Origin of the sequence: Candidatus Methanomassiliicoccus intestinalis Issoire-Mx1 (genome assembly GCF_000404225.1) — an archaeon.
GTDB lineage: Archaea > Thermoplasmatota > Thermoplasmata > Methanomassiliicoccales > Methanomassiliicoccaceae > Methanomassiliicoccus_A > Methanomassiliicoccus_A intestinalis.
Window position 1 is genome coordinate 1829041 of the sequence record NC_021353.1, and the last position, 12401, is coordinate 1841441.

The 12401-nt window shown below is 42.7% G+C and carries 14 protein-coding genes; 5 read left to right on the forward strand and 9 right to left on the reverse strand.

Annotated features, from left to right (window positions below; genetic code table 11):
• Window positions 1–372: 372 nt before the first annotated feature.
• The 4 genes from H729_RS08860 to H729_RS08875 all read left to right on the forward strand — a co-directional run bounded on the left by H729_RS08860 (window position 373) and on the right by H729_RS08875 (window position 3456).
• Window positions 373–1437 carry a hypothetical protein gene (locus H729_RS08860; protein WP_020449669.1) on the forward strand — a complete coding sequence of 355 codons (1065 nt, stop codon included), beginning with the start codon at window positions 373–375 and terminating at the stop codon, window positions 1435–1437.
• Complete coding sequence (locus tag H729_RS08865; RefSeq protein WP_020449670.1) at window positions 1434–2360, forward strand: ABC transporter ATP-binding protein; 927 nt, start codon at window positions 1434–1436, stop codon at window positions 2358–2360. The genes H729_RS08860 and H729_RS08865 overlap by 4 nt, the downstream gene beginning before the upstream one ends.
• Window positions 2353–3126 carry an ABC transporter permease gene (locus H729_RS08870; RefSeq protein WP_020449671.1) on the forward strand — a complete coding sequence of 258 codons (774 nt, stop codon included), beginning with the start codon at window positions 2353–2355 and terminating at the stop codon, window positions 3124–3126. Before H729_RS08865 ends, H729_RS08870 begins: the two co-directional genes overlap by 8 nt.
• Window positions 3127–3228: 102 nt before the next feature.
• On the forward strand, window positions 3229–3456 hold the full coding sequence (locus H729_RS08875; RefSeq protein ID WP_020449672.1) for a hypothetical protein: 228 nt from the start codon (window positions 3229–3231) through the stop codon (window positions 3454–3456).
• A 95-nt stretch (window positions 3457–3551) separates the two neighbouring features.
• Here the strand turns inward: H729_RS08875 and H729_RS08880 are convergent, their stop codons facing one another.
• The 9 genes from H729_RS08880 to crcB all read right to left on the reverse strand — a co-directional run bounded on the left by H729_RS08880 (window position 3552) and on the right by crcB (window position 9607).
• A complete protein-coding gene (locus tag H729_RS08880; protein WP_020449673.1) occupies window positions 3552–4442 on the reverse strand; it encodes an urease accessory protein UreD in 891 nt (296 codons plus the stop codon).
• Window positions 4439–5083 (reverse strand): urease accessory protein UreG, encoded by a 645-nt coding sequence (ureG, locus tag H729_RS08885; RefSeq protein WP_020449674.1) that lies wholly within the window; start codon window positions 5081–5083, stop codon window positions 4439–4441. Before ureG ends, H729_RS08880 begins: the two co-directional genes overlap by 4 nt.
• 10 nt (window positions 5084–5093) lie before the next feature.
• Window positions 5094–5756 carry an urease accessory protein UreF gene (locus tag H729_RS08890; protein WP_020449675.1) on the reverse strand — a complete coding sequence of 221 codons (663 nt, stop codon included), beginning with the start codon at window positions 5754–5756 and terminating at the stop codon, window positions 5094–5096.
• Window positions 5740–6195: an urease accessory protein UreE gene (locus tag H729_RS08895; RefSeq protein WP_020449676.1), complete on the reverse strand. Its 456-nt coding sequence runs from the start codon at window positions 6193–6195 to the stop codon at window positions 5740–5742. Before H729_RS08895 ends, H729_RS08890 begins: the two co-directional genes overlap by 17 nt.
• A gap of 47 nt (window positions 6196–6242) precedes the next feature.
• A complete protein-coding gene (gene ureC, locus H729_RS08900) occupies window positions 6243–7964 on the reverse strand; it encodes an urease subunit alpha (RefSeq protein ID WP_020449677.1) in 1722 nt (573 codons plus the stop codon).
• The gene (locus tag H729_RS10175; RefSeq protein WP_020449678.1) at window positions 7961–8398 is read right to left on the reverse strand and encodes an urease subunit beta; all 438 of its coding nucleotides are present in this window, start codon (window positions 8396–8398) and stop codon (window positions 7961–7963) included. The genes ureC and H729_RS10175 overlap by 4 nt, the downstream gene beginning before the upstream one ends.
• Window positions 8395–8718 carry an urease subunit gamma gene (locus H729_RS10180; protein ID WP_020449679.1) on the reverse strand — a complete coding sequence of 108 codons (324 nt, stop codon included), beginning with the start codon at window positions 8716–8718 and terminating at the stop codon, window positions 8395–8397. The genes H729_RS10175 and H729_RS10180 overlap by 4 nt, the downstream gene beginning before the upstream one ends.
• A gap of 116 nt (window positions 8719–8834) precedes the next feature.
• Window positions 8835–9215, reverse strand: a complete 381-nt coding sequence (locus H729_RS08915) for a fluoride efflux transporter FluC (RefSeq protein WP_020449680.1) — start codon at window positions 9213–9215, stop codon at window positions 8835–8837.
• Window positions 9212–9607, reverse strand: coding sequence for a fluoride efflux transporter CrcB (gene crcB, locus H729_RS08920; protein WP_020449681.1), 396 nt, complete (start codon window positions 9605–9607; stop codon window positions 9212–9214). Before crcB ends, H729_RS08915 begins: the two co-directional genes overlap by 4 nt.
• 230 nt (window positions 9608–9837) lie before the next feature.
• Here crcB and H729_RS08925 point away from each other — a divergent pair, with 230 nt between their 5' ends.
• Window positions 9838–12390, forward strand: coding sequence for an excinuclease ABC subunit UvrA (locus tag H729_RS08925; protein ID WP_020449682.1), 2553 nt, complete (start codon window positions 9838–9840; stop codon window positions 12388–12390).
• Window positions 12391–12401 lie beyond the last annotated feature (11 nt).

Here is a 12401-nt window from a genome sequence, read left to right on the forward strand (position 1 = left end):
TTGAGATGTAAAAATTTTGATAAATCTTTCAGTAACATGAAATACTATAGATTCTATAAATAGTGTTAGATTATCCAGTAATGATTTGCATAAAACCAGTATTATACATCAGCATCTTACTAACAAATATTAAATAATCTATAAAATGAGAAATTATATGTAACATTTATAATTGAATAGTAGTATTAATTAATGCGATTGAAGCCCAAAGATTATGTGCAGCCCTCAATCAATCCAAAGATGGAGGTATGATTCATGAAAAAATAATATTGGCTGTTGCAATGATGCATAATACTATATCAATGTGTCCAATGTTTAGACACGTATTTTTTTAATATGATACTATTTATCATCTAATGGAGGGAGCAGAACATGATGAAAAAAATGAAAAAAGCAATGATTGCATTTGCAATTACAATCATAATACTAATCGCATCAATTACAGTGCTCTCAGAATACCATTCATCAGTACACCCACGTGATGCTCTTACTCCCCCATACAATGTGAGTTACAATATTAGTGGCAGTATAACCGTAGATGATGATGAACAATATGTAGACTTACGGAATTCTAATGCAAGCCTAGAGTGCATATATACAGACAGGGATGAGATTATTTCAAAATTACATCTAAATGTTGTTCTTGGAAATTCGGAATCGTGTGACATGCATGATCTTCATCTCAATAAATATAATAGCGCCCCGATTGGATCTAAAAGAATTGAGAATACAATCCTAGGAGGCCCAGAAGACATAATTAATCCTGATTACTCAATGTACATTTTTGAAGAAAATGGTGCAGAATTCGAATTCCATATCTATGAGCCAGATATGCGGATCATGAATATATTTTGCAGATATAATAGTCTCTTATTAAATGAAACTTTAGGTGATAAAATAGGGCAGTTTAATATTAGACTAAGTGTTATAACATATCCACAAAGTGGCATCCCAATAGAAGGTAAAGCCGTTGGACCATGGGAGTATAGTCTAAAGGATTTACAGAACGAAGAATTAAAATCAACTTTAAAAATTGACTGTGTTTCATCAGCAAGGATTGCAGATGGAGATTATCTACTGCTAGATAAAGACGTAAGTAAATACTGTCGAGTATCGCTCATAAACGATGGGGGCAGTGTCATAGTCTCAACTTATGCAAGATTCTATCCATCTGGGGTAATGGATACAGATTTTACAAACATCAATGGTAGATTATATCGAATTTTTGATGAGAAGATAGGTAACACATGTGCAAACAATCGATACGAGTTTGGAAATATTACAATACTGATGGAAACAGAATCTGAAGACCCTTTCAATACTGAGATATTATCAATCCAAGTTAAATATGCACTAACTGAAGTGACTTATGACAATAATGGCAACATCACTTCAGAAGTCACCCAATCTGCAAACTATGGATGGGGAGCTCCATGAGCGAAGTCGCCTATATAAAAAATCTTACTGCCGGGTATAAAGGATTCAAGGCCATTGACAATATTACATTCAAAGTAGAGGAGGGTGAGTTTGTAGGAATAGTTGGCCCAAATGGATCAGGAAAAACAACTACACTTAAAATCCTCTCTGGGCTGATGCTCCCATCAAATGGCACAGTAACACTTAATGGAATTGATGTGACTCAAAATCCAAGCGATGCACTAAATTGTGTGGGCTGCGTAATAGGTACTCCAGAATTATATCATAATGCCACGCCATCAGATATCTTAAATTATGTAGGCAGAATATTTAATATCCAAAAATCAAAGCTCGATTCAAAAGTAGATGAAGTTCTAGAAAAAGTAAGCATGACAGAATGGAAGGATAAAAAAACTAGAACATTTTCAAAAGGGATGAAACAAAGGATTGTCATTGCACAAGCACTTATGAATGACCCCAAGATGCTCATCCTTGACGAACCCACTTCGGGATTGGATCCGATAGGTATGAATGATATATCCTTATTGTTAAAGGATTTAAACAGTGCTGGTACCGCAATACTCCTAAGCTCTCATGTTTTGCATTCAGTAAGCATGCTATGTGATAGAGTACTCATATTGGATCATGGAAAAATTGTCAAAGAAGGTGCACCCTCAAGATTATTATCAAAAAACGGTATCAAAAACTTGCTGGTAAGAACTGTCGATATTCCATCAGAAGATGATTTGCTCAAAGTAAAGGCATTGCCAAATGTAACTTCTGCCCTAAAGACAAGTGATGGAATACAAATCAGTTTAAATGGATCCATCACAGACCAGCAACTGCTATTAGCAGCTCTGATTAAAATGGATATACCTGTATACGGCATGGAATCTCTTGATTCATTGGAAGATGTGTTTATTGAAGCAACAAGGGGTGATTGACATTAATTACAAAGTATACATTGAGAGAATCGCATCCGTATCTCGCTTTGAGATTAAAAGATCACTGTTCGATAGAAAACTGCTATTGGCGTTGGCTGTAATAATTTTAATAATGGGTATTTCATTAATAAAGGTAGATTTTGTTATATCATCCGCCTTTGGAGACCGCGATTATGTAGGAAGACTTATCAGAGCTGCCACAATGGGGATATCATTTTCATCAATAATACTCGCATCGGATTCATTAGTTTCAGAATTTGAAACTGGAAGTGGTTTAGTTCTGTTCACAAAGCCAGTAAGCAGAAATCAAGTGTTTATTGGAAAATTTATTTCCGCATATTTGTGTACATTTATGATGTCAATAATATGCTATGCAATAATAATTACAGCTGCATCATACAAGTTAGGTTACGTATCAGAAAATCTGTGGATTTCGTTTTTGCTAACGATGCTATATATATTTGCAGCAGTAGGAGTTTGCATGTTATTCAGCTCAATAAGTAATAAAGGGTTAGTATCTATAGCAGCAGGCCTATTGATATTTTTTGTATTGGGAATGGTAATTGTTGAGAGTGCTAGAGAATTTGGAGAACCGTGGTACAGCTTGTACTATTCTGTTGACGCCATAAGCAATGCTGTTGAAGAACATTCCTCGGCATTTGTATCAGTACCAGACTTAACTACATCAGCAGCAGTAATGACAATGTATGGAGCATTTTCCAGCGTGTTTGCCGCAATAATATTCAATATACGAAGACAGCCTTAAAATTACAATAACTGCTTACAAAGATTGTAAAGAGTAATCTCATCGATTAAATCTTATTAAACAGTGATAAGACCATTCCAAAAATTGTCAGAACAATGATATATGAAAACAGAAAAATATATTGATGTCGTAAAAGATACTCAACTATACATATGGTCTGAAATATCTCCAGATGATACTCCATTTCATATAGAAGCATATAGTGGAAACAGTGCACAATATGACGAAAAATCAAAGAAAACGTACAGAACGTCAATAATAATATTGATAGTTATAACAATTACATACATGATATTTGCAATAGCTGGTGCATTCGTGATGCTGTTTTAATCAAAGATCTTTTTATCATGCAAATTTTAAAAATTATATAAGTCAATAAGTTGATAACATATTGACCATAAAAATCATTCAAATTGTTGTATACCTTAAAATCCAAACCTGCCATACTGCATTCTTAAGTTCGGAGTCTCCTGGCCAGTTTCAGCTTTTCTAAATGCATTCCACAGACTCAGCTGGAAATCCTTCAGATCATCAATGTCATTAGAGAGAGCCTTGGCAACCAATCCGCATTCATATGGAAGTTCGCTGATGCCTCCGTGCACGCAGCAGCAATCCAGATTGTCTTTAGAAGACAGCATTGATGTTGAAATCATATATGCAGTAAGATAGTAATTCATGCCGCCGAATAAAGTTTCAGAACGTTCTTTATCTTCAGAAGTCCACAGGAGATTGTCAATAGCTATAGTTTTTCCATCCTGTATGATCTTGGTACGGGAAGAATATGCATCAAAATCCCATGATTCTCCTCTGGCAATCCTCCCGGGGCAGAATATCTCAGAATAAAACAACGCTGCATCGCCTTCCAGATTAAATGTCACGTCCTGATGCCATCTTGACCTGGCAAATGCAATATTCTCTTTAGGAATGTATTCCAGACGGCTTCCGGCACCTAATGAAACGTTGGTGATCCTGCTGCCATAGTTGCTGTCCATCCTGTAAATCTTGGTTGCCGCATTATCAGTAATGAACGCTTCAGCACCCTCATCCAGCCTGATGTCGTATGTGTACCTGTCTCCTTCGATTATACCTGCTGTGGGATTGACAAATATCACGTAAGGCATTCCCGGACGCAGCTCATCGTAATACAGTGCATGAAGAACCTTTGCCGGAGTTACATTGTAATTTCTGGACAGGTAGGTTTTTTCACCGCTTTTGGTAAAACAGAGATCTGCTACGGCATTTTTGCCGGCAGAACCTACAGGAAGTACGCATTCTTCAAGAGCGTATGAATCAAAGCACTGCGGAAGATCGTTCAAAGGTACAACCCCTTTTCTTTAATATATGAAACAATCTCATCAATTCCATTGTCTTCTTTCAGCGAAATGAAAACTGTCGGCTTGTCAGGTCTGATCTTGGCAGCATCTTCTTTCATGATCTGCAGATTTGCAGTACTTGTTTCTGACTCAGGAATTGTTGTTTCAACATACGGAGACAAGTCAATCTTATTGATCAAAAGAAGATCAGATTTTAAAATTCCCAGACCGCCTTTTCTTACTGTCTTGTCTCCGCTTGCCACATCAATCATGTAAATGAACATGTCAGCCAGTTTGTTGCTGAATGTCAGAGTTACATTGTCTCCGCCTGATTCTATGAGTATGATGTCCAGATTTCCATTCTCGCTCTCCAGCCTGTTCACTGCTTCCAGATTCATGGAGGGATCGTCTCTTACAGCCGTATGAGGACAGAGACCGGTTTCAATCCCGATAATTTCATCCGGGGAGATGACGCCATCGAGCTTTATGGACATGCGCCTGGCGTCTTCCTTTGAATAAATATCGTTTGTTACGATTCCAACATTTAAGCCTTCATTTTTAAGCCTGGGTGTCAGTTTCTCAATAAGTTCTGTTTTCCCGCACCCGATCGGACCCCCGATTCCCACTCTAAGCGTTCTAGACATTAATTTTCACCTAACTCATAAACATCCTGTTATTGCTGTACTCATGCCTCATAGACTCTATGTCAGCCAGAGGAAATGACTGATATTCTTCACCAAACGGAGGCGGTGTCGGCACGCTGTCAATGACATGCTGAACTGCTTCCTGCGCTGCCAGATAGTCGATCTCACCCATTCTGACCATTGCGGCAGCTATTTCCATTAAATTCACATACAATAATGAAACCTCACCGGATGAGCCTATCTCCAATTCATGAGATAAAACCGCCAGCACTGCAGGATATGTTCCGGGAGACTTATGATCATCAACATAGTTGCGGAATTTGGATCCCAGCTCAGAGCTGCCTGTCATCTTCAGCAGATTGTTTCCTATTTTCACAGAAGAGTCTCTGCTTTCCTCAGCGAGTTTAGATGCATAACATACATGATCAGCATTTATCAGTCTTTCTAGATCATCAGCCTCAACAGCTTCCAGAGCTTCTCTGAATACAGGCACCTCTAGAGATGACCATACATTGTTGACATAGGCTTCAAGAACAGGCACTAAATTTTTACTGTTGACAAGCTTATCAGCAACAAACTGCTCTATTCCCTGAGAAGTTGTGAATGACCCTATTGGAAAGAATGAGTCTGATATACGCATCAGATTCATCAGGGAATCAGTGCGAATGTTCATGTTCTTCTCCTCTAAAGTATCCTGAACCTGAGGTTATTGACTTCTGAATTATCTGAGTCTCAACATTCAGACCAGTGTGCTCAATGAAATGTTCTAGTTTAGTTCTCGGAAGATCCAGAGGTATGTAGGCTTCATCTCCGTCAATCAAAACCTCCATGTGTCTCCCGCCCATCATGTACCCAAGGCGCAGTGCGCTTCCCAGATCTTTTGAGTCTCCGATAAGGCTTATTTTCAGAACATCTTCAGGGTTGATTTCAATTCTGTAATATTTACCGTCAGACGAAGGTCCGAAAACATCCCCGTGTTTGATCTCCTCTCCGCGCGGAAGATCGATAGCAATGTCTCCTTCTCTTACTCTTCCCTTTGACGCATCGGATCTGTTTATCTTTAAGACTTCAGCATCTCCACTAAATTCAGATTTTGATTCAAATTTTTCCATATTCCCCACCTTTTTTTAAAGTTTGGGGGGTGGTTGAAAACTCCAACTCAGAAGAGATAGTATCTCTGTGTGAGAGGAAGCTCTTTTGACGGCTCTGTAGTGATAAGTTCCCCGTCAAGATACACTTTGTGTGTTTCTGGATCGATTTTAATATCGCCCATCCTGTCATTGTAAAGCATCTGCTGCTTTCCAAGATACCTTGTTTTCTTGACTGGTTTGAGCATTGTTTTCAATCCGTACTTATCCCTGATGTTTACATCCATTGCAGCCTTGGAAACGAAGATCGCAGATGAGTTTGTCATTGCTGCTCCGAAACTTCCGAACATTGGCCTCCAGTAAACCGGCTCTGGTGTTGGAATAGATGCATTCGGGTCACCCATTGCTGAATATGCGATGAATCCTGCCTTATACACACGCTTAGGCTTGGTTGCAAAGAACTGCGGATCCCAGAGAACTGCATCGGCCATCTTTCCATCTTCCAAAGATCCGACATAATCAGCAATACCGCATGTAATGGCTGTGTTGATTGAGATCTTTGCCAGATATCTCTTCACACGGAAGTTATCATTATCTGGAGAGTCTTCAGGCAGCTTTCCGCGAACTTCTTTCCCCTTATGAGCATTCTGGAAACACCTTGCAGCTGTTTCTCCCACTCTTCCCATAGCCTGGCTGTCTGCACCTATCATTGACAGCAGTCCTAGATCATGGAATACATCCTCGGCAGCGATGGTTTCTGCACGAATCCTTGACTCTGCAAATGCCACATCCTCAGGAATCTGAGAATTCAGGTGGTGGGTTGTCATGATCATATCGAATGTTTCATCGATGGTATTGACTGTGAAAGGCCTTGTAGGATTGGTTGAAGACGGCAGAACATTAGGCTCTCCTGCAATTTTCATCAGATCTGGAGCATGTCCTCCGCCTGCACCCTCTGTGTGATATGTGTGTACAGTACGCCCGTTGATGGCACTGATTGAGTCATCCACATACAGACCTTCATTCAGTGTATCTGTGTGAATGGCAAGCTGTACATCATACTCATCGCAGACATTAAGTGCATTGTCCAACGCGGCTGCCGTAGCACCGAAATCTTCGTGTAGCTTGAATCCGCCGGCACCTGCTTCCAGCTGCTCCACCAAAGTCTCAGGCTTGCTGTCGTTGGCCTTTCCGCTGAAACACCAGTTGATTGGAATCTCCTCAGATGCTTCCAGCATTCTGCGCATGTTTAACGGACCTGAAGTAGCTGTAACTCCTGCAGTACCTTCTGCCGGACCTGCTCCGCCGCCTATGAATGTTGTAGTTCCGTTTCCTAATGCCTCATAAGCCTGCTGAGGACAGATCATGTGAATGTGGCAGTCCAGGAATCCAGGTGTAAGTATGCAACCTTCTCCTGAAGATACTTCAGTGGCGGCGCTTACAACCAGATTCTCATCCACATTGTCCATGACTCCGGGATTACCAGCTTTGCCTACGCCTGCTACTTTTCCGTTTCGGAATCCTACATCTCCCTTTACGATTCCTAAAACAGGATCCATAACCACTACGTTGGTAATCACATGGTCAAGAGCTCCATCGGCCTGTGTAGCTCCCGGACTCATTCCCATTCCCTGTCTGACAGTCTTACCGCCGCCGTAACAGAGTTCATCTCCGTATGCTGCATAATCATGTTCAACTTCAACGAATAAGTTGGTGTCTCCGAGCTGCAGTTTATCATTTACAGTGGGTCCAAATAAATCTGCATACTGTTTCTTCGAAATCTGCAAGTTCATGCCCCCTTGAATCCTAATAATTTGGCCTTTGCCATTGCCATTGTCTTGGTATCCTGCGCTCTTGTACTTCCATTTGTGAGCATGTTGAATCCGTGGACATACCTCTTGCCGCCGATCTCTACCAGACCTACATCTCTGCTCTGTCCTGGTTCAAATCTTACAGACAATCCAGCAGCAATGTCGAGCTTCATTCCGAAGGCTGCTTCCCTGTCAAACTCTAAGGCTCTGTTTGCTTCAAAGAAGTGAAAGTGAGAACCTACCTGTATCGGCCTGTCGCCAGTATTTGTGACTTTAAGAGTGATATGTTTCCTGTTGGGAAATAACTCAATGCTTCCTTCTCCAGGAATAAGAGCTCCCACAGTTATCTCTTTGTTCGATGTTCCCTGCTTTAAGCTGTTTTTCTGTACGCTTTCCTGCATAGTTGTCGTGGTCATTTCATCCCTCCATTTGCAGGTTGAATCGGGTTGTGAATGCTTACTAATTTAGTTCCATCCGGAAATGTTCCCTCCACTGCTACTACCGGAATCATTTCTGGAACGCCGGGCATAACATCCTCTGTTGTCAGAACATGTCTTCCTTCTTCCATGATCTTTGCAACGGAGTCTCCGCGACGGATTCTTTCAAATGCAAAATCAGCTATCAAAGCTACTGATTCTGGATAATTTAACTTTACACCATCATTTTTACGTCTTTCCGCTATTCTGGCTACGGTAAAAACTTGCAATTTATCTACGTCTCTTGGCGATAACCTCATCCATTCACCTCTGACATTTCAAGCACGTTGCTTGATAGAATTCTACTTGAGATGAGTGTATTTAACCGTTCTCCGACATTGCAACGAAAAAAATAAAAAATTAGAAAGAAATAAATTTAGTTTGCAGCCTTTCTTCCGCTGCCGAGTTTAATGCCTCCCAGAGCAAGAATTAAACCGACAATCATTGAGATGACCAGATAGATCAAAGCTGTAAAATCGACAGATTCCAACAACAGTTGATCGGTACCATGCATAAAAGTACTGAAAGTTGACATTCCTCCCATGACACCTGTGGAGAAAAATAAATTTCCGCTTGCACCTAAACTGCCCCTTGTAACAAGTCCTGTAGCTAAACCTATCAAGAATGCTGCAATCACATTGGCAAAGAATATCGAGAATGGAAATCCGCCGACAGTCTGCACCGACAGCATCAATGCTTCTCTCACGACTGCTCCAATTCCGCCTCCGGCGAATACAAGCCACACATCATGCTTCACCGGATCACCCCTGCAAGGAATATACCTGCCAACGCGGCAATCAGACCGGCTACGACAGATCCTATCCAATATGTCGCGGCTATGCCTGTTTTCTTCTTTCCAATCAATTTTGCAGTATCAAGCTCATAACTGCTGAATGTTGTATACCCACCCAGAAGTCCAGTGATAACCAGAGCGATCATGAAAGTTCCATACCTGTTATCCCAGTCAATCAGAAACAGAGTTGCAAGGAATCCTATCAGAAATGAACCGGTTATGTTGACTGCAAAATTGCCCCAGGGAAAACTGCCGTGATATCTTTTTCCGACTGCTTTGCCTACACCCCATCTGAGCGAAGAGCCTATGCCCCCGCCTAAAAATACCAGGATGATCGTGGCTAGCACTTCAATCATAACTATACCTCAGAGGTTTTTCAGGTGCCAAGCTAAGGTATTTAAAGAGACTATAATTTTAAAGTGACATGTCTCCAAGCAGCCCCGGCATTCACTGCTGAGACCTATTAATAAATAAAAAGTAAGAACAAAATTAAAATAGATTTGCACTTTAGTTCATGAGGCATCTTGTAACGAGTGGTCAGAGTCATGATTAATATGCAGTATCCACTAATCAGGGAGCGGAGTCAATGAACAGTTCTTCCAATGGCAATAATGCACCAGATCATATCGAAATACGGGGTGCCCGGGTTCATAACCTAAAAAATATCGACCTGGATATCCCGCTTGGTAAGCTCGTAGGAGTGGCTGGCGTATCTGGATCAGGAAAATCCTCCCTGGCGCTGGGCGTTCTGTATGCAGAGGGCTCGAGGCGCTATCTAGAAGCTCTGTCTGCGTACACAAGAAGACGCATGACTCAGGCCGCTGAAGCTAAAATAGACAGCATCGAGTATATCCCTGCTGCTCTGGCCCTTCATCAGCGACCGGCAGTTTCAGGGGTTCGGAGCACTTTCGGAACATCCACTGAACTTTTGAATCCGCTCAGGCTTATGTTTTCCAGACTGGGCAGCCACCGCTGTCCCAATGGACACATGCTGCCGCCATCACTAAATGTTGCAGCTGAAAGACCGCTTCAATGCCCGACATGCGGTGTTCGTTTTGACGGCCCTAGTGCAGAAAGCTTTTCATTCAACAGTCAAGGCGCCTGCAGAACGTGCAGCGGTACAGGTGTTGTGAGAGCAGTTGATGAAACCACGCTGGTACCTGATGAAACTCTTTCGATTGACGAAGGAGCGGTAGCACCCTGGAACTCGCTGATGTGGTCATTGATGACGGATGTATGCCGGGAAATGGGGGTTCGCACAGATGTGCCGTTTTCAGAACTGACTGAGCGGGAACGGGAGATTGTCTTTCACGGCCCGGCAGAAAAGAAGCATATTCTATACAAAGCAAAGAAGACTAATCAGGCAGGCGAACTGGATTTTACTTATTTCAACGCAGTTTATACTGTAGAGAACGCTCTGGAAAAAGTCAAAGACGAAAAAGGTATGAAACGGGTGGAAAAATTCCTGAAGCAGGATGTCTGCCCGGACTGCGGCGGTACACGGTTGTGTGAACAGGCTCGCTCTACATTACTCTGCGGCAAAAATCTTGCTGAGACAACGGCCATGACGCTGGATGCACTCATACCATGGGTGAAGGCAGTTCCTGCAGCCATGCCGGAAGAGCTGCGGGATGTGGCTGAAAGCATTAAAAACCAGTTCATTCACACTGCCAAAAGGCTCACAGATCTGGGACTGGGATATCTTTCCCTTGACAGGGCTGGATATACTCTGTCCACAGGTGAACGCCAGCGGGTACAGCTTGCCAGAGCGGTAAGGAACCGCACAACCGGCGTTCTATATGTGTTAGATGAGCCTTCGATAGGCCTGCATCCTTCCAATGTAGATGGTCTGCTGGGAGTCGTAGACGATCTCATTGCCCACGGCAATTCTGTTGTGCTGATAGATCACGATGTACGAGTATTGAAAGCATCCCACTGGCTTATTGAGATGGGACCTGGAGCAGGAGAACACGGAGGGCGGGTGCTGTCCCAAGGCACCGTGGAAGATGTGTCAAAATCTCCCAACTCTCTAATTGCAAGATTTCTAACTGATGATGAAGATACCGTCATCCGGAAACGCATAGATCCCAAGGCAATGTTTGAGCATGGACATATCAAACTTAATACCGATCCTCTGCATACTGTTCGTGCACTCAGACTGGATCTTCCTAAGGGACGGCTGACAGCCGTTACAGGCGTATCGGGCTCAGGTAAAACCACTCTTATTCTGGAAAGCCTGCTGCCGGCGTTAAAAGCACAGATTGATGAAAAACCGCTGCCCGCTCATGTAAGGTCTGTAGAAGCTCCGGAGATTGGGAGAGTGAATCTCATTGACGCCACACCGATAGGAGTCAACGTCCGTTCCACTGTGGCTACCTATAGCGGCATATTGGATGATCTGCGGCGGCTTTACGCTGCTGTACCGGAAGCAAAAGCCAATGGGTACAAGGTAAGTGATTTTTCATACAATACCGGCTCCCTGCGCTGCCCTGGATGCGATGGAACCGGACAGATTACAATGGATGTGCAATTTCTTCCTGATGTGAATATTATATGTCCAGACTGCGGCGGTTCCCGATATATGAAGGAAGCAGAGAAAATATGCTATCGTTCTCCCAAGGCGGCGCAGGATTCCCCCGGAGTTTCTCTTCCAGAGCTGATGGGGATGACTGTTGAACAGGCATTGGAATTTCTAAAGGATGTGAAAAAAATAAGAGACCGGCTGCAGGTGCTGGCCGACTTAGGTCTTGGTTACCTCACTCTGGGAGAGTCCACTCCTGCTTTGTCTGGAGGCGAGGCTCAGAGACTCAAGCTTGCTGCTGAAATGGGAAAGGCTCAGAACGATGCGGTTTTTGTGTTTGATGAACCGACAATAGGGCTTCACCCGCTGGATGTGCAGGTGCTGATCGGCGTATTCCAGCGGCTGATTGAAAACGGGGCAACAGTCATTGTAATCGAACATGATCTGGACATGATCGCTAACGCTGACTACGTTTTAGATATGGGACCCGGCGGAGGGGAAGCAGGCGGTCAGATAGTGGCCGTTGGCACGCCAAGCGAAATTGCCAATGATCCTCAAAGCTTAACCGGGAAATATCTTTCCAAGATAGTAAAGGATGAGAACAATCGGGAATACTGAGTGCATCGTAT

Coding starts and splice junctions, on each gene's coding strand:
- H729_RS08860 (WP_020449669.1), top strand. CDS start 373: ATGATGAAAAAAATGAAAAAAGCAATGATTGCATTTGCAATTACAATC.
- crcB (WP_020449681.1), bottom strand. CDS start 9,607: ATGATTGAAGTGCTAGCCACGATCATCCTGGTATTTTTAGGCGGGGGC.
- ureG (WP_020449674.1), bottom strand. CDS start 5,083: ATGTCTAGAACGCTTAGAGTGGGAATCGGGGGTCCGATCGGGTGCGGG.
- ureC (WP_020449677.1), bottom strand. CDS start 7,964: ATGAACTTGCAGATTTCGAAGAAACAGTATGCAGATTTATTTGGACCC.
- H729_RS08895 (WP_020449676.1), bottom strand. CDS start 6,195: ATGGAAAAATTTGAATCAAAATCTGAATTTAGTGGAGATGCTGAAGTC.
- H729_RS08875 (WP_020449672.1), top strand. CDS start 3,229: ATGAAAACAGAAAAATATATTGATGTCGTAAAAGATACTCAACTATAC.
- H729_RS10175 (WP_020449678.1), bottom strand. CDS start 8,398: ATGACCACGACAACTATGCAGGAAAGCGTACAGAAAAACAGCTTAAAG.
- H729_RS08890 (WP_020449675.1), bottom strand. CDS start 5,756: ATGAACATTCGCACTGATTCCCTGATGAATCTGATGCGTATATCAGAC.
- H729_RS08925 (WP_020449682.1), top strand. CDS start 9,838: ATGAACAGTTCTTCCAATGGCAATAATGCACCAGATCATATCGAAATA.
- H729_RS10180 (WP_020449679.1), bottom strand. CDS start 8,718: ATGAGGTTATCGCCAAGAGACGTAGATAAATTGCAAGTTTTTACCGTA.
- H729_RS08865 (WP_020449670.1), top strand. CDS start 1,434: ATGAGCGAAGTCGCCTATATAAAAAATCTTACTGCCGGGTATAAAGGA.